The organism is Jiella endophytica (assembly GCF_004519335.1).
In the GTDB taxonomy this organism is placed as follows: domain Bacteria; phylum Pseudomonadota; class Alphaproteobacteria; order Rhizobiales; family Rhizobiaceae; genus Jiella; species Jiella endophytica.
On record NZ_SOZD01000002.1, the window covers coordinates 376927 to 396738 of the forward strand.

General features: G+C 67.9%; 19 protein-coding genes. 2 read left to right on the top strand and 17 right to left on the bottom strand.

Features of this window, described 5'->3' with window-relative positions; genetic code table 11:
- Positions 1–23: 23 nt before the first annotated feature.
- From E3C22_RS06835 to E3C22_RS06870, 8 genes are all read right to left on the bottom strand, one after another.
- The gene (locus E3C22_RS06835; protein ID WP_134761261.1) at positions 24–788 is read right to left on the bottom strand and encodes a TetR/AcrR family transcriptional regulator; all 765 of its coding nucleotides are present in this window, start codon (positions 786–788) and stop codon (positions 24–26) included.
- A 143-nt stretch (positions 789–931) separates the two neighbouring features.
- Entirely contained in the window at positions 932–2209 is a 1278-nt protein-coding gene (locus E3C22_RS06840) for an MSMEG_0569 family flavin-dependent oxidoreductase (protein WP_134761262.1), read from the bottom strand.
- Positions 2210–2214: 5 nt separating this feature from the next.
- Positions 2215–2502: an MSMEG_0570 family nitrogen starvation response protein gene (locus tag E3C22_RS06845; RefSeq protein WP_134761263.1), complete on the bottom strand. Its 288-nt coding sequence runs from the start codon at positions 2500–2502 to the stop codon at positions 2215–2217.
- Positions 2495–3502 carry a sll0787 family AIR synthase-like protein gene (locus tag E3C22_RS06850; RefSeq protein WP_134761264.1) on the bottom strand — a complete coding sequence of 336 codons (1008 nt, stop codon included), beginning with the start codon at positions 3500–3502 and terminating at the stop codon, positions 2495–2497. Before E3C22_RS06850 ends, E3C22_RS06845 begins: the two co-directional genes overlap by 8 nt.
- 7 nt (positions 3503–3509) lie before the next feature.
- A complete protein-coding gene (locus tag E3C22_RS06855) occupies positions 3510–4073 on the bottom strand; it encodes an MSMEG_0567/Sll0786 family nitrogen starvation N-acetyltransferase (RefSeq protein ID WP_134761265.1) in 564 nt (187 codons plus the stop codon).
- Positions 4073–5188 (bottom strand): MSMEG_0568 family radical SAM protein, encoded by a 1116-nt coding sequence (locus E3C22_RS06860; protein WP_134761266.1) that lies wholly within the window; start codon positions 5186–5188, stop codon positions 4073–4075. Before E3C22_RS06860 ends, E3C22_RS06855 begins: the two co-directional genes overlap by 1 nt.
- Entirely contained in the window at positions 5181–6182 is a 1002-nt protein-coding gene (locus tag E3C22_RS06865; RefSeq protein ID WP_134761267.1) for a Nit6803 family nitrilase, read from the bottom strand. The genes E3C22_RS06860 and E3C22_RS06865 overlap by 8 nt, the downstream gene beginning before the upstream one ends.
- 85 nt (positions 6183–6267) lie before the next feature.
- On the bottom strand, positions 6268–6750 hold the full coding sequence (locus E3C22_RS06870) for an MSMEG_0572/Sll0783 family nitrogen starvation response protein (protein ID WP_134761268.1): 483 nt from the start codon (positions 6748–6750) through the stop codon (positions 6268–6270).
- A gap of 270 nt (positions 6751–7020) precedes the next feature.
- On the opposite strand from E3C22_RS06870, the gene E3C22_RS06875 reads away from it, so the two are divergent.
- A complete protein-coding gene (locus E3C22_RS06875; RefSeq protein ID WP_134761269.1) occupies positions 7021–8391 on the top strand; it encodes an aminotransferase-like domain-containing protein in 1371 nt (456 codons plus the stop codon).
- A gap of 201 nt (positions 8392–8592) precedes the next feature.
- A complete protein-coding gene (locus E3C22_RS06880; protein WP_167591672.1) occupies positions 8593–9132 on the top strand; it encodes a transglutaminase-like cysteine peptidase in 540 nt (179 codons plus the stop codon).
- Between the two features lie 55 nt (positions 9133–9187).
- Here E3C22_RS06880 and E3C22_RS06885 read toward each other — a convergent pair whose 3' ends face one another.
- From E3C22_RS06885 to E3C22_RS06925, 9 genes are all read right to left on the bottom strand, one after another.
- Positions 9188–10336: an MFS transporter gene (locus E3C22_RS06885; protein WP_134761271.1), complete on the bottom strand. Its 1149-nt coding sequence runs from the start codon at positions 10334–10336 to the stop codon at positions 9188–9190.
- Positions 10333–10860, bottom strand: a complete 528-nt coding sequence (locus E3C22_RS06890) for a TetR/AcrR family transcriptional regulator (protein ID WP_134761272.1) — start codon at positions 10858–10860, stop codon at positions 10333–10335. Before E3C22_RS06890 ends, E3C22_RS06885 begins: the two co-directional genes overlap by 4 nt.
- A gap of 87 nt (positions 10861–10947) precedes the next feature.
- The gene (locus E3C22_RS06895) at positions 10948–11625 is read right to left on the bottom strand and encodes a hypothetical protein (protein ID WP_134761273.1); all 678 of its coding nucleotides are present in this window, start codon (positions 11623–11625) and stop codon (positions 10948–10950) included.
- Positions 11626–11713: 88 nt separating this feature from the next.
- On the bottom strand, positions 11714–14005 hold the full coding sequence (locus E3C22_RS06900) for a polysaccharide biosynthesis tyrosine autokinase (RefSeq protein WP_134761274.1): 2292 nt from the start codon (positions 14003–14005) through the stop codon (positions 11714–11716).
- A 66-nt stretch (positions 14006–14071) separates the two neighbouring features.
- Entirely contained in the window at positions 14072–14929 is an 858-nt protein-coding gene (locus tag E3C22_RS06905; protein ID WP_134761275.1) for a hypothetical protein, read from the bottom strand.
- Positions 14926–16362 (bottom strand): O-antigen ligase family protein, encoded by a 1437-nt coding sequence (locus E3C22_RS06910; protein ID WP_134761276.1) that lies wholly within the window; start codon positions 16360–16362, stop codon positions 14926–14928. The genes E3C22_RS06905 and E3C22_RS06910 overlap by 4 nt, the downstream gene beginning before the upstream one ends.
- Entirely contained in the window at positions 16359–17678 is a 1320-nt protein-coding gene (locus E3C22_RS06915) for a glycosyltransferase family 4 protein (RefSeq protein ID WP_134761277.1), read from the bottom strand. Before E3C22_RS06915 ends, E3C22_RS06910 begins: the two co-directional genes overlap by 4 nt.
- 38 nt (positions 17679–17716) lie before the next feature.
- Positions 17717–18637 (bottom strand): glycosyltransferase family 2 protein, encoded by a 921-nt coding sequence (locus E3C22_RS06920; protein WP_134761278.1) that lies wholly within the window; start codon positions 18635–18637, stop codon positions 17717–17719.
- Entirely contained in the window at positions 18634–19809 is a 1176-nt protein-coding gene (locus E3C22_RS06925; RefSeq protein ID WP_134761279.1) for a glycosyltransferase family 4 protein, read from the bottom strand. Before E3C22_RS06925 ends, E3C22_RS06920 begins: the two co-directional genes overlap by 4 nt.
- Between the last annotated feature and the right edge of the window lie 3 nt (positions 19810–19812).

Genomic DNA, 19812 nt, shown 5'->3' on the forward strand with positions numbered 1-19812 from the left:
GGGGAAAGGCAGGACGAGGCCGCTCAGGGCCGGTGCCCGGTCCGATCGGCCTGCGGGCCAGCCGGCACCTCGTCAGGCGCCGAGCCAGCCGGCGCGAGCTTGTAGTCCACGGCCTTCAGGAACAGCTCGATCGCCGCGCTCCGCCGACGTTCGGCCGGCTCGTCCTCCTCGTCCGCCGGCAGCAGCGGCATGCCGGCATAAGGCCCGGTGACCATCGCGAGAAAGAGATCGGCGGCCATCTCAGTGTCGGTGACGGCGATCTCGCCCCGCGCCACGTGATGGTCGAGCAGCGCGGCGACGGCGCTGATCACCTTGTGGCGCCCCTCCGTCTCGGCGAGTCTTGCCAGTTCGGGGAACTCCGGTGCCGTGGCGATCAGGCTGCGGCGCAGCGAGACCGTCTCCGGCTCGCGCAGAACGGCGAGGACGTAGCGGCTGACGACGTCCAGCTTGTCGGGCAGCGGCTTGGCGCGGCACTCGCCGCCACATTCGGACTTCGCCGCCCGCGACAGCGGCCCCAGCCAGTGATCGATTCGCCCACGCAGCACCTCGGCAAAGAGGCTCCGCTTGTCGGTGTAGTGGGCGTAGACCGTCGCCTTGGAGACGCCGGCCTCGTCCGCCACGGCCTCCAGCGAGGTCGCGGCGAAGCCCCGGTCGAGAAACAGCCTTGTCGCCGCTTCCATGATGTTGCGCTGGCGCCGCAGGCCCTCCTCGCGGGTTGGCCGGCCGCCCTTGGCTTTCTGGCCACAGGCGGCGCCCAGGCGCGCGAATGCCGGCACTGGCAACGTCATCGTTCCTCCGATCCGGGCAACAAGCCCACAGACCGGAACTAGACGATCTCGTTCAGTATTGGCAGCAATCGTTCGCAAGCATTGCGGTTATCCTCGCCGCCGTTGCATTTCGGCCAGCATCGGCCGTCCGGCGAAGAAGACGCTCAAGCCTCGGCAAGGACGCCGCGGGCATGGACGGAGGCGATCGCCTTAGCAAGATGGCGGCTGTCCTCGTCGATGGCGAGGAATCGCCCGGAGCCCCAGGTGTTCAGCCAGCCGAGGCCGACGAAATAAAAGCCCGCGACGTCGCAGATGCCGCGGTCGAAGACCGGCTTGCCGCGCTCGTCGAAGACCGGAACTTCGATCCAGGCATAATCCGGCCGAAAGCCGATCGACCAGACGATCGAGGTGATGCCCTCGGCCGCCGCGTCGATCTCGGTGATCTCGCGCTTGGGGCGCCAGACCTTTTCGAAGGGCGGCTCGACGGGCGCGTCGATGTCGTGCCTTTCGATATAGGCGTCGATCTGGTTGCGAATGCCGACATAGCTCCTGTCGGCGTCGTCGAGGTTCTTTTCAAGGTCCGGTTCGAAACGGATCGTCTGGCCGTCCATGCCGGCGACGGAGCCGTAGAGGCAGACGCCGTCCTCCAGCGCGAAGCGGCGCAGGTCGATCTCGTGCCCACCGTCGCGGCCGGACATGTAGTGGTTGGTCTGGGTGACGGCCTTCACCGGGTCCGGATGATCGCGGATCGTCATCGAATAGTGCCCGGCATCGTAGAGCCAGTCGGTCGAATCCCGGCCGCGATACTTGCGCGGGCTGCGCGGCGCCGGACCGACCGCCAGATGCACCTTGCGCCCGTCGCGCACCAGATCCTCCATGATCTGGACGCCCGACTGGCCGGTGCCGACGACGAGGGTCGCGCCCTCCGGCAACTGAGAGGGCCGGCGATAGTCGCGCGAATGAATCTGGAGGATCGCTGGATCCAAGGACCCGGCATAGGGCGGAACGATCGGCGTGTCGTAGCCGCCGGTCGCGATCACCACCTGCTCGGCGACGAAGAGCCCGGCCGTCGTCTCCACCCGGTAGCCCTCGCCCGTCCGGGCGATGCGGGTGACGGTGACGTTCTCTTCGAGCGGCGGCGAGAAGCTGTCCGCAAAGCCCTCAAGATAGTCGACGATCTCGTCCTTCGGCATGAAGCCGTCGGGATCGTCGCCGGCATAGGGAAAATCCGGCAGGCGGCACTGCCAGTTCGGCGTCACCAGGCAGAAGGTGTCCCAGCGATTTTCCCGCCAGGAATGAAAGCGCCGGTAGCGCTCGAAGACGATATGCCCGATCCCGCGTTTTTGCAGATGCCGGCTGACCGACAGGCCGGCCTGGCCACCGCCGACGATGACGACGGGAACATGTCTCGGCTTTGCCGGGCTCTGGGTCATCGGTGTCATCCTCTTCATTCCTCAACGGCGAGGCAGGCGACTGAAGCGCCTTCGCTGCCGAGGAAGGGTTTCGCCCGCGTCTCGATATGGGCGAGTTCGGCCATCGCCGAGGTGCAGGCAAAGCCGTATTTCGCAGCCACCCTGTCGGAGGCGGCGTTGAGGCCGGCCCGGGCGCGGGCCAGGAAGTCGTCGAGCGGGTAGGTCTGGCCGGCCTCGACGAAGGCCTTGATGGCGGTGGAGGGCGAATAGCAGCGCTCCTCGCCGCCATCCGGCCAGCGAATGGTGAAATGGACTTCAGGCATCGGACCCCTCCGAGGGCGAGACGGCGGCGCGAAGATAGGGCGTCTCCTGCCAGTCCCAGAAAACCGCCGAGCGATCGCGGGAATGGAACGTCACCTTCGACGACCGCTCGACCTTGCCGATGATGCCGGCATAGATCCCCCGCTCGTGGAACGCCTCTGCGGCCCGCTGGACCTTGTCCTGCTTCATCGCGAAGAGAAATCCGAAGCTCGGAAAGGTCCGCAACCAGCGCTCGAGCGGAATTCGCCCGGGTGGAAACGGGGTCAAAACGTAATCGAGATCGAGCGCGATCCCGACGCCCGAAGCTTCGGCCAGCATCAGCGCCGTACCGGCGATGCCACCCTGGCTGATGTCCTTGCCCGCCCTGAAGAACCGGCGCTCGGCGAAGTCCGAGACGAGGGCGAGGTCGCCCCGCAACTGATCAGGCGTCGATTCGGTCGCGGCGAAGAAATTGTCGAAATTCCGGTATTCCCCGCGCATGTCGACCACGATCATCAGGGCGTCGCCGGGTTTGGCGTCAAAGCTCGTGACGAGCGCCCGCGAGCGGCCGAGGGCGGTGACGGCAAGGCCGAGTTCCGGCGCGCCGAAATTCGTGTGGCCGCCGACGATCGGCACGCCATAGGCCTGCGATGCGGCTTTCAGCCCCTCGAGCAGCGGCCGTGCGGCCTCCGGCGACGGCGCCCAGACCTGATCGACGAGAGCGACGGCCCATCCGCCCATCGCGGCGATGTCGGAGAGATTGACCATCACTCCGCACCAGCCGGCGAACCACGGATCGTCGGCGACGAAGGCCGGGATGAAGCCTTCACCGGCCAGGAGATCCCAGCCGCCGGCGGCGTTTTCCAGCGCCGCGGCGTCGTCGCCCGGCCGCCCGGCGCTACCAAAGGAGAGACCAAGCGCGCCCGTCGCCCGTCCGATGGCAAGCTTGCCGCGGATCGAGGGATGCGCCCGGAGGCTATCCGCGAGCGCTTGCGGGTCGATCGTCAAAGAGCCCTCGGTCATTTAGCCTTCACCAGGAAATTTCCGGTGGCGGCGCACTGCGCTTGGCCAGCGCCAGGAAGCCGGTCTCGGGATCGGCGATCGGCGGATAGGCGGCAAGCTCCGCCCGCATGCGCGCATGGGGCATGCCGTGCAGCGTCAGTTCGTCCTCGACCTGCCAGTGAAGATGCCGGAACATCTCGACGTTCTGGGCCTGAACATGGGCGAGAAAGGTGTGGCAGCCGCGGCCGTTGGCGGTGGAGACGGCAAGCCGGATCAGCTCGCGGCCGAGCCGCCCGACATGGCGGAAGCGACTGTCGACGGCGAGGCGCGAGCCCCACCAGAGGCCCGGCTCCGGCTCGTGGATGCGCACCGTGCCGACAACCTCGTCCGCCTCATGGGCATAGGTGGAGAGCGCGACGAGGCTGGTGCAGTCGGCATCGATCGCGTCGCGGTCGTCGGCCTGAAAGAGCCCCTGCTCCTCGACGAAGACCCGGCGGCGCAGCCGCGCCGCACCCGCCTTTTCCCAGGGCGCGGCGGCCGCCCTGATGAAATAGCCGGGTGACAGGAAGACCGAATGATCGACGGCGTTCATCAGGCGCTCCGCTTCTGGATATCCGTCAGCTTTTCATAAGTCGACAGGGCCGAACAGGCACCGCAGCGCCCGCAGCCGGCCTTGATCTCTTCGGCCGACATGCCTGCCGCCCGGATCATCGCGGCGAGCGGCGCCAGCACCCGCGCCATGAAATCTGCGCCCGGCGCCGGATGACTCTCCAGCGGCGTGCCGGAGATCGGCACGAATGGCACGACGAAGGGATAGACGCCGAGGGCGCAGAGTTTCTCGGAGATCGCGAGGATCGCCTCCGGCGTGTCGCCGAGGCCTGCGAGGATGTAGGTCGAGACCTGGCCCCGTCCGAAGACCTTCACTGCCGCCTCGAAGCTCGAGAAATACTTCTCCAGCGGCACCTGGGCCTTACCCGGCATGATCCTCGCCCGCACCTCCGGGGTGACAGCTTCGAGATGCATGCCGAGGGCATCTACGCCGGCGTCCCGCATCCGCTGGTGCCAGGCATCGTCCTCCGGCGGCTCGCACTGGGCCTGGATCGGCAGGTCGACCGCCGCCTTCACCGCCGCAGCGCTTTCGGCGAGGATCGCCGCGCCGCGATCCTTGCCCGGCGGGGTACCGGTGGTCATCACCATGTGCTTGACGCCGTCGAGTTCGACGGCGGCCTTCGCCACCTCGGCGAGCTGCTCCGGCGTCTTGCGGGCGATGGTGCGGCCGGCGGCGAGCGACTGGCCGATCGAACAGAACTGGCAGGTCTTCTTGCGGCTCTCGTAGCGGATGCAGGTCTGCAGGATCGTCGTTGCCAGGACGTCGCGCGAATGGAGGACGGCGATCTTGTTGTAGGCAATGCCGTCGGCGGTGGTGAGGTCGTAGAAACGCGGGCGGGAGGGGAAGCGCACCTTCGCCACCTCGACCCGGTCGCGGGTGACCCGCGAGAGGCCGGCAGCGTCCGGCGCATCGACGAGATAGGGGCTGTCGAAGGCCGGCGCGGTGTGTACCGGCACCATCACCGTGGTGCCGCCGATGGTCACCGCCTTGTGGTCCGACGGGCCGGCGCCGCCGCGGCGGCTGTCATTGCCGGCTCGCGGGTCGACGAGGCGCATGCCGCGGGTCTGCAGGTCGTTGATGAGTTCGGCGTCAGACATGGTCCTTCTCCGCCGCGAAATCCCGCGCAGCCTCGGACGGGAGCGCCTGTGCGCCCATCGGGTCGGGGATCTGATGGATTGGACGTGCCGGCTGGGCGTCGTGGACGAGGGACAGAAGCTCCGGCCGGGCATAGTGGCCGACCGAATCCATCATCCGCTTGCGCTTGGTGACGAGGCGCATGTCGAGATCGGCGATCAGGATCCCCTCGCCCGCGGTCAGCGGCGGAGCGAGATGGCGCCCCTCGGGCGAGACGATGCAGGTCATGCAGCCGTCGCGAAGCCCCTTCTGAAGCTTCGGATCGGGATGGATCTCGGCGATCTGCTCCTCGGTGAGCCAGCCGGTGGCATTGACGACGAAGCAGCCGGATTCCAGCGCATGGTGGCGCATGGTCACCTCGATCTGCTCGCCGAAGACCGGGCCGACGAGGCTGCCCGGGAAGTGGCTCGCATGGATCTCCTCGTGCTGAGCCATCAGCGCGTAGCGGGCGAGCGGATTGTAGTGCTCCCAGCAGGCGAGCGCGCCGACCCTGCCGACGGCGGTCTCAGCCACCTTGAGCCCGGCACCGTCACCCTGCCCCCAGATCATCCGCTCGTGATAGGTCGGGGTGATCTTGCGGCGCTTCAGAACCAGCGAACCGTCGGCGTCGAAGATCAGCTGGGTGTTGTAGAGCGAGCCGTGATCGCGCTCGTTGACGCCGAGGACGATCACCATGCGGCGCCGGCGCGCGGCATCGGCCACCGCCTCGGTTTCCGCCGAAGGGACGACGACGGCCTCTTCGTAGAGCTTCAGATGCGGCGGGCCCTGCAGCACCGGCGGCAGGACGAAGGAGAAATAGGGATAGTAGGGAACGAAGGTCTCGGGAAAGACGATCAGCTGGGCGCCCTTTTCGGCCGCCTCGGCGATGGCGTTCAGCACCCGGTCCATCGTGCCCTGGCGGCCCGAGAGGTCCGGCGCGATCTGGACGGCGGCCGCCCTGATGGTGTCGTTTCGCATCCTCGCCTCCCGGCTTCGATGAACTCGCGGCAGGCGGCGACCGCCGGACGCACCGGGGCCGCCACATGCATCCGGGCGTTTCGTCTCAGACGGTCCAGGTGTCGAGGATGACGGCATTCGCCTTCTTGTGCAGAAGGATGCAGTCGAGCACGTCCTGCGGCGCGATCGGCGTGATGCCCGGCAGGAGCGACGGCTCGCCATGGCCGTAGAGCGCCTGAAGAGCGAAGCGGCAGGCGAAGACCTTGCCGCCCTCGCTCATGAACTTCTTGAGGTTGACCGCGAAGTTCTGGTGGCCCGGAAAAGCCTCGTCGCCGAGCTTCGGGAAGCCTCGCTGGATGCCGAGGGTCACGCCCGGGCCGTAGAGCAGGATCGAGGTCTCGAAGCCCTTCCGGTTCAGCCGGATGGCGTTGAGGATGTTGACGAGGCCGATCGAGCCCTCGAAGGCGACGGTGTGGAAGGTGACAAGGGCCTTCTCACCAGGCGCCGCCTTGACGTCCTCGAAGACCTTCTCCTCGTAATCGACGAAATAGTCGCCGTCCTTGTGGGCTTCTGCGCTGACTGCCGGCATCCTTGCTCTCCTCTTCGAAGCCGTGAACCGGAGCGGAGAGTGCTCCCAGCGAGAATATCCAGTCAATCGTCATTCTATTTTCCATACAATTAATTTCGCGCTGCTGGCTCTGTTTGCTTATAAACGCATCCGTTGCCACTGTTTTAGGCGACATCTGCCGCGAAAACTGGCTGAACTCTCGCCAATTCGGCTTGCATTGATCGACAACAATATCCATACAATTCCCGACAATCGGCACGCTGCCGTCACGACTTTGCAGGATATCCATCAGTGATCGACTGGATCCCCGAGCTGCCGAGAAGCGGCAAGCCGCTCTATCTCGAAATCGCCGAGGCGATCGCCAGCGACGTCAAGGCCGGCCGGCTGAAATCGGGGGACAGGCTGCCGCCGCAGCGCCGCCTCGCCAAGCGGCTGGCGATCGACTTCACCACCGTCTCCCGTGCCTATGCCGAGGCGCGCACCCGCGGCCTCGTCGACAGCCATGTCGGCCGCGGCACCTTCGTCGACGGCGGCGAAGCGCTCGGTGCCGGCCCGGACGAGGTTCGCGGCGAGGCCGAGGACCTGACGATGAACATGCCGCCGGAGCCGACGGATCCGGCGCTGCTTGCCAAGATGCGGGAGGGGCTCGCCTATGTCGGCGCCAATCTGGTGCCGCTGTTGCGCTACCAGTCGACCACCGGCAGCGAGAAGGACAAGGTGGCGGCGTCTTCCTGGCTGTCGATGCGCGGCATGGTGCCGAAGCTCGAGCGCATCGCGGTGACGCCGGGCGGCCATCCGACCATCACGGCGATCCTCTCGCTCCTCGCCAGCGCCGGCGACACCGTGCTCTGCGAAGAGATCACTTATCCGGGGCTCCGGGCGATCGCCCGGCTCCTCGATCTGCGGCTGGTCGGGCTGAAGATGGACCGCGACGGCATCCTGCCCGACGCGCTGGAGGCGGCGATCCGGCAGACGTCGCCGAAGGCGCTCTACCTCAATCCGACGCTGCAGAACCCGACGACGGTGACGATGCCGACGGCGCGGCGGCTGGCGGTCGCGGAGATCCTCACCCGACACGGCCTGCCGGCGATCGAGGACGACGCCTATGGCTTCATCCCGCAGAAGGCGCCGGCGCCCCTCGCCGTCAGCGCGCCGGATCTCATCTGGCATATCGGCGGCCTGGCGAAATGCATCGGCGCCGGGCTTCGCCTCGCCTATACGGTGGCGCCGAGCGGCAAGGACGCGCTGCAGCTGACCCAGGCGCTGAAGGCGATCAGCGGCATGGCCTCGCCGATCTCCGTGGCGCTCGCCACCCAGTGGATCGAGGACGGCACCGCCGACGGCATCCGCCGCTTCATCCGCGCCGAAAGCGAGGCGCGGCAGGAGATCGCCGCGCAGGCGCTGGAGGGTTTCGACTACGACACCAACCAGTATGCGTTCAACATCTGGCTGCGCCTGCCTGAAGGCTCCGGCCGGGCCGACCTGATGGGCCGGATGGCCGGCCGGCATGTCGGCATCATGCCGTCCGACGCCTTCACCGTCACCGGCACGCCGGAAGAGACCGTGCGCGTCTGTCTCGGCGGCCAGATCTCGCGCGAGCGGCTGCGGGCGGAGCTGATGGTGATGGCGAGCGCGCTTGCCAGCCATGCCTGGGGCGGCTGATCCGGCAAGAAAGAATTAGCCCTAGATCGGACTATCGACCCCCGGCGAGAGCCGGAAGCAGCGATGGTTACAATTCAAAATAGTCTGGTAAACGGATCAAAATCCGCCTCGCGCATTGCTTCCCGCGAACACAACTGCAGGCGGGGGCCTCTCATGCTGAAAGTCCTGGCAAGATTCAGCGCCGTCACGGCGCTTTGCGCAATGGCGCTGACCGAAGCCCATGCCGGCGGCATTGCCGGCCTGACGCGCTCGCTGGACAATCTCGACGCGGTCAGGCGGATATCCCTCGACCGCCCGACCCTCGCGCCGTTCTCCTATGTGATGTTCTGCGAGGCAAATCCCGGCGACTGCCATGGTGGCGCCGCGGCGGCCATCGCGATGACGCCGCGCGCGCGACAGCTGATCGCCCTGGTCAACCGGCGGGTGAACCGCGCCATCGCACCGCGCTTCGAATCCGGCGACACCTGGAGCGCCGGAACCGCGAGCGGCGACTGCGAGGACTATGCGCTGACCAAGCGACGGGCACTGATCGAGGCGGGCTTTCCGGCCGCCTCTCTGCTGATGGCCGTTGCGCGAACCTTTCGCGGCGAGGGCCACGCGGTGCTGATCGCCCGCACCAGCCTCGGCGACCTCGTCCTCGACAACCGCACCGACCTGATGCGCGCCTGGGACAGGACCGACCTCTCCTTCGTCAAGATCGCCTCGAGCGAAGACCCCCATCTGTGGTACGCCGTCCGCTGAACAGCGACCGCCGGCGATGATGGCCCGGGAACCGCTGCGCTTGCAGCGGCTCCCGTCATGCACTGGCGGGAGCAGCGACCCGGCGGGCGGAAAAGATGCCCGGCAGGAGCGCCAGGCCGGCGAAGGTCGCAGCAACTACCCCTGGCCCGACACCATCGAGCAGCAGCCCAAAGAGTGGGGCGCCGGCAGTCTGGCCGATGGCGATGGTGAGGAAGCCGATCATCAGCCCGGTCGCCGGGCGATCGGAAACCGCGCGGACGCCCCAGACGAGATAGACCCCGGTCAGCATCACATAGGCGCCGCCGAACAGCCCGCCGCCGACAAGCGCCAGGACGGGGCTCGTAAAGGCCGAGCCGACTGCGAGGATTCCCGCCGCCATCAGTGCAAGGGAGGTCCAGTGCACCCGGTCGACGCCGAAGCGGGCGATGAGGGTGCCGGCAAGGGCCCCAGCGATACCGCCGGCGCCGAGGAAGCTCCAGAGAAGGCCGGCTCCGGCGCTCTCCCAGCCGAGGCGCAGCGCCGCGAGCTGACCGCCGAAGGACCAGAGAGCGGTGCTCGCGGCGCCCATCAGGAAGGAGGCACCGACGAGCCGGACCACCGGACCGGTGATTGGCGGGAGCCCGCCGGCACCATCGCCGCCCCGCGCGGCCGGAATGGTCCGCATCGCCGCGACCGCCAAAAGCATCCCCATGGCGGTGAAGGCGCCAAAGGCGAGCCGCCACTCGCCGGCAAGGGTCAGGGCGACCGCGCCCGAAAGCGCGACACCGGCGCTCGTTCCGGCATTGATGGCGGTGTTGGTCGCGTCCTGCCGCGCCGGTCTGACGGCTGCAGCGACCGCCGCAGCCATCGGTGGCGACGCAAGGCCGGTGCTCGACCCGGCAAGCAAAACCGCCGCTGCAAGCCAGGCGGACGACGGCGAAAGGGCGATGCCGGCCATGCCAACCGCAGCAACGACGGCCGCTGCGATGGCGACGCTGCGCGCCCCGAAGCGCTCCGTCGCCCAGGCCGAAACAACGATGGCGATGCAATAGCCGAAGAAGGAACCGCCCGAGATCACGCCGCTGAGACCAGCGCCAAGGCCGAGATCGGCGTCGATCTGCGGGAGGAACAGGCCGAAGGCAAAGCGGGCGAATCCGTAGCAGACGGCGATTAGGCCGAAGCCCGTCGCACCGATGCGCAGCGCCGGGCTCCCCAGCAGGGTCATCGACGCGCTCCCGCGACCAGGGTCGCTGCCGCAGCCCGTGCCGCGGCCACCGCCGCCGGCCCGCGATAGACCGCTGCGGCCGTGGCGCCCTCGAAAAGGACGAGGATCTGTTCGGCGAGCGACGCGTCGCCGGAACCGCCGAGTTCGGCCGCGACGATCTCGGCGATCCTCGCGCGAAAGGCTTGCTTGTGGGCGGTGACCACAGCGGCGATCTCCGGCGTGTCGCCGCCGGTCTCGCCTTGCGTCCTCAGGAACAGGCAGCCGCGGCTCCCCTCCTCGCGCACCCAGTCATCCAGCGCGGCGAAGAGCGCATCGACACTTGCGACTTCGATGCGCTGCATGAACCGGCCCTCGCGTTCGGCCAGAACGGCAGCCATCAGCGCGGCCTTGCTGCCGGCGTGCTTGTAGAGCGTGCGGCTCGAAAGGCCCGCGGCCGCCGTCAGTCGGTCCATGCCGGTAGCGGTGTAGCCGTGCCGGTCGAAGAGCGGCTCGGCGGCGGCGAGGATGGTCGATCGCGTGTCCATGTGCCCAATGTAAAACGATCGTTTTACATTTCAAGCAAGACGTTGCGAGATCGGACGACCGGCGTCGGAATGCCCGGTGTCGTCGGACTATTGCGCGTCCGAAAGGGCAGCGGCCGAGCGGACCCGCTCGAGCAGCGGCGCGATCTTCGGGCCGAGCACGGCGACGATCGCCTTCCTGTCCGAGAGAGAGCCGGCTTCGGCGAGGACCGTGAGATCGTCGACGATCAGATCGCCGAGCGGATCGCGCGGCCCGTTAATCTCGGCAGACCAGAGCCGGCCGGCAAAGCGCAGTCGCTGCTTCAGGACGAAGGCGGCGTTGGGAGCAAAGCGCCTGGACAGCTGAAGCGAATGCAGGATTTCGGCCCGCCTTTCGCCCGAAGCCTGCTGCAGCATGGCGAGATAGAGCCAGGAGCCGCCGTCCTGCGGCGCGCAGGCGAGCGCATGCCTTGCTCTGGCCAGCGCGCCGGACCGCAGCTGCTCCAGCCGCAACGGGCTTACCGACTTATCTGCGGCAAGAAGGTCGAGCCGGGTCAGTTCGAGAATGACGAGGCTACGCTCGCCGTCCCGGTTGCAGCGGCCGGGCAGCGGCTGTTCGGAAAGATAGCGGTCGAGCGTGTCGCCGGAGCCCCGCCAGGACTGCGGATCGGCGACGACGCTCGCGGCCGCGGCGATTGCCGGGCGGGATCTGAGGCTGTCGGCAAAGAGCATCGCCGAGACCAGCGAGAACGAGATCCCAAGCGCAGCAGCCGCGAGACGCAGCATCATGGGGCGGCGCGCCTCAGCGTTTCAATGGCGGCAGGCCGAACGGCGATCGCGCGCGCTGCTGCCTGCCCGGCCGGCGAGGTGCCAGCCGTCACGACCGGTAGTATTTCGCATAGGACGGGTCGTAATAGCTGACATGCCCGTAGCTCTCATAGAGCTTGATCTTCTGGGCATCGACCTTGTTGAACAGGACGCCGACGCACCTGTCGTGCAGGCCGGGATCGTTCCTGAAGGCGTCGCGCAGCAGCTTGCGGTCGGTCTTGCCCCACTCCACCACGAAGATCAGGCCGTCGAGGAGCCGCGCCGCCGCCCGCGCATCGACGACAGCGCCGATCGGCGGCAGGTCGACGAAGATGTAGTCGTAATGCGCGCCTGCCTCGGCAAGCATCGCCTGCATGCGGGGCGAGGAGACGAGGTCGCCGGTATGGGTGACCGCGCGTGAATGGAAGGTCGGGAGGATGTGAAGACCCGTCTCCCGCTCTTCGACGAGGGTCTCGTGCCAGTCCGCACGGCCCGAGAGCACGTCGATCAGCCCGATGCCGTTGCCCTTGACCGTCTCGCGGGTCAGACCGGGATTGCGCAGATCCGCATCGATCAGCAGCACCCTCTGCTCGGCGCTGGCGACGAGGGAGGCAAGGTTTTTCGAGACCGTCGTCTTGCCCTCGTCCGGCATGATCGAGACGATCCCGACGAGTTTCGGCAGCTTGCCGCCGATGACGAGGTCGCAGGCGATCTTGGTGGTCCGCAGCGTCTCGGCAAAGCCGGAAAGCGGCGCGTCGATGGTCTGGCGCAGCATCGGATCGCCGGCCTCGACGATGCTCGGCGCCTCGCTCTCGCCGCCTGCCTGCCTGCGCTTGCGGCGCAACACCGGCCGCTTCGGCTGCAGCAGATGCAGCATGCCGATGAACTCGACGCCGAGTTCGTCGCGCACCTGGTCGCCGGTCCGGAACACCCGGTCGCGATATTCGGCGAAGGCCGCCAGCCCGCCGCCGAGCGCGGTTCCGCAGAACAGCGCCACGGCGAGGACGAGCGTTGCCCGCGGATGGCTCTTGGCGCCCGGCCCCGCCGGCGTCAGGACGCGCGCCTCGGTGATCGGGAAGGAATTGCGTTCGGAGGTCTCCTCGTGGCGGGAGACGAGTTCGTCATGGAGCTTGCGGTAGATCGAGGCCTGCCGCTCGAGCTCGCGCAGCCGGCTCTGGGTCTCGGTCGCCGCGGCCGTCGTTCCCGCCAGCTTGCGGACCTCGCCCTCGAGCGAATCGACCCGGGACTTCGCCACCTCGACATTGCTGCGATAGACCTCGGCGATTCGCTTCAGCTCCTCGAAGATCAGCCGCTCGTACTGGCGCATGTCGCCGGCAAGCTTGATCGCCTGTGAGTGCTTGCGGCCGACCTGCGCCACCACGTCCTGATACTGCTTGGAGGCCTGCAGATAGCGCGAACGCAGATCGGAGATGATCGAGCTGTTCAGCGCCTCGGTGACGGCGGCGTCGGTCTCCTTGTTGTCGATGATCTCGCGGATGCGGCGATAGCGCGCTTCGGCCTGGCCGACATCGGCGCGGGCGGCGATCAGCTGGCCGTTGAGGCCGGTCAGCTGCTGGTCGGAAAGGAGTTCGCCGCTCGCCGACATCAGGTCGTGCTCGCCGCGGAAGTTCTGCACCGCGAGCTCGGCGGTCTTTGCCCGCTCCTCGGTATCGGCGATGCGCTCCTGCAGCCAGACACCGGCGCGCCGCGTCGCCTCGTATTTGGCGTTGAGCTTGTCGTCGATATAGGCCTCGCCATAAGCGTTGGCGATCTCGGCCGAAAGGCCCGGATCGACGGAGGTATAGGCGATGTCGAGGACGTGGGTGTGGCCGACGCGATCGACGGCGAGGTTTTGGCGGAGCTTGGCGACGGCCTCGCGCCGCGCATCGCCGCCGCGGATCGGATCGACGAGGGCTGCGCGGGGATCACCGCCGCCAGCCATGTCGAACAGCCCGCCAATCGCCCGCGTGGCAATGGCAAGGAGATTGCCACCGGTATTCTCGAAGCGCTTGTCGTCGAGGAGATCGAGCTTGTCGATCACCGCGCCGGCTATCCGCTCGGAGCGCAGGATCTCGACCTGGCTGTCGACGGTGGCGTCGTCGAAGACGACGTCCGGCATCACCGCCGCTTCCTGGGCGCTCTGGCTGTCGCGGGTATCAATGAGAAGCTGCGTCGAGGCCGTGTAGAGCGGCACAGCCGCCAGCAGATACACAAGGCCGAAGAGACCGCCGACGAGGGCGAAGAGGGCCACCAGCCAGGCCCGGCGCCTGACCGCTCCAAGGATCGTCTCGAGATCGGGGCCGTCATCGACCGGCTGCCGGCGGTAGTCGGCGATCTTCAGCGGATGAGGGGTTTGAAGCATCTCAGCGAAATCCGTTGCGACGGCGATGCTCCCGGCCCGCAAGGCGGGGCCGGGACCGGTGGAAGGTCAGCGGGTCGGGCTCGAGGGCGAGGTGTCGTCCTTGTTGTTGTCGACGAGGCCCGCCAGAAAGCCGAGCGAGTCGCCACCGCCGAAGCTTCCGCCGCCGCTCGGCGGGGCCGTGGTACTGGTCGGGGCAGCCGATGCGGAAACGCTGGTCGAGGGCTCCGATCCCGCCGTGACAGTGCCGCCCGCGTTCGGGATGCGGATGACGTCCGAAGCCGTGGTCCGGCCGGCAGGCGGGGCATCGCCGCCACCGGTCAGGCGCGGGCGGACCACTGCGGTCTCGACGTCGTTCTGCTCGACGCGAAACGCCGTCTGCAGCGTGTCGATGCCGGAGGCCGCCACCCGCTGCTGCATCCGCGCCGCCCGCTTCGGATCCTTCGCCGCGAGGGCGACGGCAGCCTTGGCAAGCCCCCGGCCGATCGCCGCCTGCAGGCGTGGATCGGCGGTCTTGGCGAGGGAGAGAATGCCGTCGAGCGTCCGCTCGTCGGCGACGGCGAGGCGGCGGACCGCCTCGGTTAACGCCGCGCCGCCTTCCGGGTAGAGGTCCAGCAGCGCTCCTGGATCTTCGAGGAAGCGCTCCGCCGCCTGACTGTCGACGGCCGCCTCGTCCTGCCCAGCGGTAGCGTCATTGGTTGGCGTCGATGCAGCGTCCGCCGCGCTGGCGGGAGGCGTCTCCGGCTTGTCGGGCGAATCGTTGCCGAGACGATCGCTCTTCTCCGCGACCGGAGCTGGCGGCGCCTCGCCTGCCGGCTCCTGGATCGCCGGTCGCTGGGCTGCGGGTTGCTGGGCCGCGCCGGGCAAGGTCACCGCCATTGCCAGCAGAAACGCGGAAAAAACGCTCGGATAAGGGAGCCATTTCATGGACGTCTGTTCCTTGGCATGAAGTCGTTGCGATCGAATTTTCCCGGCGCGATCCGCGCGCGGTCGATGCCGCGCTCGCTGGGCGCCTCGACGGAGAGAGCCGAGCCCGGGCGGCGGCGATTGACGAGCATCGCCAGGTAGGTCATCGCCGGATACTGCAGCAGGAGATCGATGCTGAAGACGGCGGCCTGGTTCTCAGGCACGCTTCTGAGCGTCGAGAACACCAGGATGCCGCTGGTGATCATCAGCATCTCGCGATCTTCTTGCGACAGGTCGCCGTAGCGCAGATTGGCCCGCAAGAGGTTCGCCCAGGCCGCGAGCATGGCGAGGACGAAGCCGGAGGCGCCGACGAGACCGCTGCACATCAGGGCGTAGAGCAGCGCGTTCTGGGCATTGCCGACCTCGGAGAACAGGCGGTCGGCCTGCGGTCCGTAGCCGAAGAGCGGCGAATCCAGCCAGCGATGCACGCCGTTGTCGAAGATCACGTCGCGCCCGCTCATGGTCGAGAATCCCTCGGCGCCCTGGCCGCGGGTGACATGCATCCAGAACTCCGCAAAGCCGTCCTGCCGCGTGCCGACCACGGCGACGAAGACGATGGCGATGGCGCACGCGAAAGCGATCTTCTTCACCTTGTTCGGGCCGAACAGCATGACGAAGGCCATTGCGCCGATCAGCGCGAAGATCGATCCCCGCGCCTGCATGATCCAGAGGACGGACAGCGATGCGCCGAGGGCGACAAGGCTTAGCGCCCGCTGCCACGACCTGCGGGTGAAGACGAAGACGATGGCGATGATCGCCGGCACGGCGGCCATCCGCGCCATTCCCGTCGAGCGGGAGATGGCGTAGCCATGGGCCTCCTGAAACCGCACGATCGAGCCATAGGCCGAGCCGCTGGCATCGAGGAGCACGTCGCGGGCGAGAAACAGCAGCGCGACGAGGACGAGGACGGTCGTCACGTAGGACAGCCAGTTGAGCCGCCGCGCAAAGGCGATCGGGTCTGGGCCCCGCAGGCCCTTCTCGACGACGGCGAGGGCGGCCAGAAAGGCAAAGCCCCAATAGGCCTGGGAGAACCAGTTGGCAGCGCCAGTTGCCGCGAGCAGCATGACCAGGCCGTAGATCCAGAAGCCGTATTCGACGAGGCTTCTTCTCGCCCGCCGCCGGCCGGCGAGAAGCGACAGGAATGCCAAGACGAGCACGATCAGCGGGAAGGCGGCGCGCAGGGCGTTGACGCTGGCGCTGGCCCCGTTGCCGAATTCCGGCAGGTTCCAGGGCCCGGAATTGATCGACAGCCAAAGCGCCAGCCAGAGCGCCAGCGGCAGGCTGAGCCAAGCCTTGATGCCGGCGCGTCCAAGGGGCTCGTACCCGGCGGTATCGGGTTCGAAGCCGAAGCGCACCGCGGGGCCCGTCATGTAGGTCTCGCCGGCCTGGCTCATCGGGCCACCGAGGCTTTCGCATCGGCCATGACGGCCGCATAGACCGCGGCGAGCCGCTCGCGGTTGCGCGCAAGGCTATAGTCCGCAGCCCTCCTCAGCGCCCCGTCTGCGAGTTCCTGGCGCCGGGCCTCGTCCGCGGCGAGCGCGACGACGCCCGCCCTGAGGCCGGCGACAAGACCGGCAAGGTCTTCGGTCGCGACCTTGATGCCGCAGTCCGGGGTCACGACTTCGGCAAAGCCGCAATGGTCGGGGCAAAGGACCGGCAGGCCGAGGGCAAGACCTTCGAGAAGCACGGTGGAGGTCAGGTCCTTCAGGCTGGTGATCGCCAAAAGATGGGCGTCCGCCATGACCCTCAGTGCCCGCTCGCGGGGCAGCATGCCGTGCCAGATGCAGTGTCCGGCGATGCCGCGCTCCTCGGCCATCTGCTGCCAGTCGCCGCGCTTCGGGCCGTCGCCGAGGATGTGAAGTTCGAAACAGGCGGCGCCGCCGATCGAGCCGAGCGCGTCGATGAGGAGGTTCAGCGCCTTGCCCGGAAGATGCTGCCCGCTCCAGACGATCCGCAGCGGCTCGTGCGGCTCCCGGCTTCGCGGCGATGCCGGCGCGAGCTCGAGCGGCGCGACCACCTCGCTGATCACCGTGCTCGGCGCGCCGTAGAGCTTGTCGATCTCTTCGGCGATGCTGCCGATCGCAGCGACGAGGCCGGGGCCGGCCGCGGCGACGGCGCGGCGCGGCGAGCGCAGCCAGCGGCGCTGGGCCGAATTGATCAGATTGCGGCCGGCATAATAGGCCGCGCCGGCCGTTCCCATCGCCTTCAGCAGCCGCCAGGGGGTGTTTTCCAGGCCGCCGATCGGCCCCCAGACGAAGGGCAGGCCGAACCGCCAGAGATGGCCGGGAAAGCGAAAGCCCACGTAAGTGAGTTGATGGACGAGATCGAACCGCTCTTTTTCCGCGAGGGCTTTCGCGACGGCATGGGCATCGCGCTGCCAGGCCGCGTAGGCGAGATTCATGAGGGGCTTGGCGATCGACGCCTCGATCCACCGCCACAGCGGTGTGGGCCGGTAGTGCCACGGCCGATGCGGTACGTAGACGAAGCGCAGATTGCTGGGGCGTAGAGCCGCCGCCTCGATGTCGGCGCGGTGGAATTCGGCGGTGATGACCGTCACGCGGCTGGCAATCGCCGCGATCGAGAGCACCCAGTTCCAGCCGACGGCCTCTTCGGAGCCGTGCAGCGGATTGCAGGCATAGGCCGCGACGAGGACGTGATCCGGTCGCAACGGCTCGCGACGCGGCGTCGCTTGGCCGCCGGGCGGGCGCATCGCTACCTCCGCCGCGATCGGTGCGTCTGACGAAAGGGTCACCTGGACGGCGCGCCTCCCAGCCGGCGGACCACCGCCGCGATCTCGGCGACGTTGCCGACCAGACGATCGAACTCCTCCCGCTTGCCGGAGACCGTCTCGGCGCCGGTCATGGCGGCGCGGATCGCCGTGCCGAGCCAGAACCGCCACCGCGACAGGCCGTGCTTGCAGACGATGTAGTGGCGGTTGCGAACCTCGATGCGGCCGAACCAGAAGCGCGACTTGCGTCCGCCCTTCGCCGGAACATGCAGATAGGTGGCGTCGGGCAGGATGACGAAGCGTCCGCGCCGGCAGGCTTGAAGGCTGAAGTCGAGGTCCTCGAGATAGCTGTAGGCCTCGAAATATTCGTCGAAGCGCAGGTCGCTGATCGCCTCCGCCCGCCAGACGACGGCGCAGGAGGTCAGCCATCGCGCCTCAGTCTCTTCTGCGACATGCAGGATCCGGGTGTGCCAGCCGGAGGGCGAGACAGCGGCGGCCTCGTCCGAATAAAGCCCCAGCCGCTTCGTCAGCCAGGAGGTCTTCCAGGATCCGTGGCCGATCTGCGCATCGACATCGAGCGGATTGAGGCCGAAGCCGATGATCGCGGGATCCAGCACGGCAGCCTTGCGGCAGACGACGTCGAGCGCCTCGGGATCGAGGGTCACGTCGTCGTCGATCAGCGCCACGAGATCCGCCTCGCCGATGACGGCGTCGATCCCAGCATTGCGCTGGGCGGCGGCCGAGGGCGGCCAGTGCCGAAGATAGCGGCAGGAAGGGCCCGCCGCCGCAACGATGTCGGCGATCTCAGCGGCAAGGCAGTCATCCGAGCCATCGACGACGACGATTTTCGCCGGGCGATGCGCCTGGGCCGAAAGGTTTGTAAGTAGGGCCGCCAGTTCGCGCGGCCGGTTGCGGGTCGGCACGACGACGCAGAGCCTCATCGCGCGGCCTCCAGGGTCCGGCGCGATGGAAGCGTCTCTTCGATGATCGCAAGGGCGGCGGCGCGGAACGCCTCGGTCGAGAACACCCTGCCCCGCTCCGCCAGCCCGGCCTTGACGGCAGCGACGTCCGCCGGTTGGCGAAGCAGCGCGTCGATCTGTTCGACGGCGTGATCTTCGTCCGCAAATGTGAGACGCTCGTCGCCGACGATTTCCGCCGGCGCACTTTGCGACGGCACGAAGGGCGCGAGCCCCATCTTCACCATCTCGGCGACAGCGATCCCAAAAGCCTCCCGCCGGCGCACATGCAGCGCGAAACTGTGCCGGCCGAGGAAGGCGAATTTTTCCGCGCCCCAAAGGCCGCCTGTCAGCCGAACCCAGTCGGCATGCTCACCGGCCTTGGCCTGGACAATGCGCCCATAGGCGTCGTTCGGTGCATCACCGACGATATGAAAATCGAACCGATGCCCGCGTGCCCGGACCTTCGAAAGAATGTCGATCGCCTCGAGCACCCGCTTGTCCGGCGCAATCCGCCCCAGCATGACGAAGTCGCCGCTGCGCTCGCCTGGCTCGACAGGCGCGGCATGGACCGGCGGATAGACGACGCGGCTGACGATCCCGTGCCGCACCTTCAAGAGATCGGCCGTCCAGCGGGAATTGGCGACGACGACGTCGCCTGGCGCCGGCCGCGGCAGGCCCGCCACGCCGGAGATCCGGCCGCAGAGCGAGAGATAGAGGGCACGCGCCGGACCCTCTCTCTGCAGGGCGCCGCGCAGACCGTGCGAAACCCCGTCAAAGGCGTGCCGCACCTGATCGTCGAAGGAAAAATCGGCGACGAACTGGATCCCCGGCCGCCCAAAGCTCGTGAAGTTGTAGGCCCCGATGCAGAGGTCGAAGCTGCCTGCGAGCTTCTGCGCGGCGCGATCGAGAAAGGCACCCCGCAGGGCATCGCCGCCGCGGGAGAAGCGCAGCCGCTCCGGCATCGGTGCCAGCCTTACGCTGAGCCGGCTGTCGTCCACGAAAGTGTGATAGGCGGCGTTGAGCCTGCCGCAGTCGAAGGGCGCGCCGGTGAGAAGCGTCACGTCATGGTGCTTCTGCAGGGCCTCGATCAACACCATCGCCCGCGCTTCGGAACCGCCGGCGCGAAGGCCGGGATGGGCGATCAGGATGCGCATGTC

Bases quoted from the DNA above. Each gene is read 5' to 3' on its own strand.
- E3C22_RS06835 (WP_134761261.1), bottom strand. From the start codon at position 788: ATGACGTTGCCAGTGCCGGCATTCGCGCGCCTGGGCGCCGCCTGTGGC.
- E3C22_RS06840 (WP_134761262.1), bottom strand. From the start codon at position 2,209: ATGACACCGATGACCCAGAGCCCGGCAAAGCCGAGACATGTTCCCGTC.
- E3C22_RS06845 (WP_134761263.1), bottom strand. From the start codon at position 2,502: ATGCCTGAAGTCCATTTCACCATTCGCTGGCCGGATGGCGGCGAGGAG.
- E3C22_RS06850 (WP_134761264.1), bottom strand. From the start codon at position 3,502: ATGACCGAGGGCTCTTTGACGATCGACCCGCAAGCGCTCGCGGATAGC.
- E3C22_RS06855 (WP_134761265.1), bottom strand. From the start codon at position 4,073: ATGAACGCCGTCGATCATTCGGTCTTCCTGTCACCCGGCTATTTCATC.
- E3C22_RS06860 (WP_134761266.1), bottom strand. From the start codon at position 5,188: ATGTCTGACGCCGAACTCATCAACGACCTGCAGACCCGCGGCATGCGC.
- E3C22_RS06865 (WP_134761267.1), bottom strand. From the start codon at position 6,182: ATGCGAAACGACACCATCAGGGCGGCCGCCGTCCAGATCGCGCCGGAC.
- E3C22_RS06870 (WP_134761268.1), bottom strand. From the start codon at position 6,750: ATGCCGGCAGTCAGCGCAGAAGCCCACAAGGACGGCGACTATTTCGTC.
- E3C22_RS06880 (WP_167591672.1), top strand. From the start codon at position 8,593: ATGGCGCTGACCGAAGCCCATGCCGGCGGCATTGCCGGCCTGACGCGC.
- E3C22_RS06885 (WP_134761271.1), bottom strand. From the start codon at position 10,336: ATGACCCTGCTGGGGAGCCCGGCGCTGCGCATCGGTGCGACGGGCTTC.
- E3C22_RS06890 (WP_134761272.1), bottom strand. From the start codon at position 10,860: ATGGACACGCGATCGACCATCCTCGCCGCCGCCGAGCCGCTCTTCGAC.
- E3C22_RS06895 (WP_134761273.1), bottom strand. From the start codon at position 11,625: ATGATGCTGCGTCTCGCGGCTGCTGCGCTTGGGATCTCGTTCTCGCTG.
- E3C22_RS06900 (WP_134761274.1), bottom strand. From the start codon at position 14,005: ATGCTTCAAACCCCTCATCCGCTGAAGATCGCCGACTACCGCCGGCAG.
- E3C22_RS06905 (WP_134761275.1), bottom strand. From the start codon at position 14,929: ATGAAATGGCTCCCTTATCCGAGCGTTTTTTCCGCGTTTCTGCTGGCA.
- E3C22_RS06910 (WP_134761276.1), bottom strand. From the start codon at position 16,362: ATGAGCCAGGCCGGCGAGACCTACATGACGGGCCCCGCGGTGCGCTTC.
- E3C22_RS06915 (WP_134761277.1), bottom strand. From the start codon at position 17,678: ATGCGCCCGCCCGGCGGCCAAGCGACGCCGCGTCGCGAGCCGTTGCGA.
- E3C22_RS06920 (WP_134761278.1), bottom strand. From the start codon at position 18,637: ATGAGGCTCTGCGTCGTCGTGCCGACCCGCAACCGGCCGCGCGAACTG.
- E3C22_RS06925 (WP_134761279.1), bottom strand. From the start codon at position 19,809: ATGCGCATCCTGATCGCCCATCCCGGCCTTCGCGCCGGCGGTTCCGAA.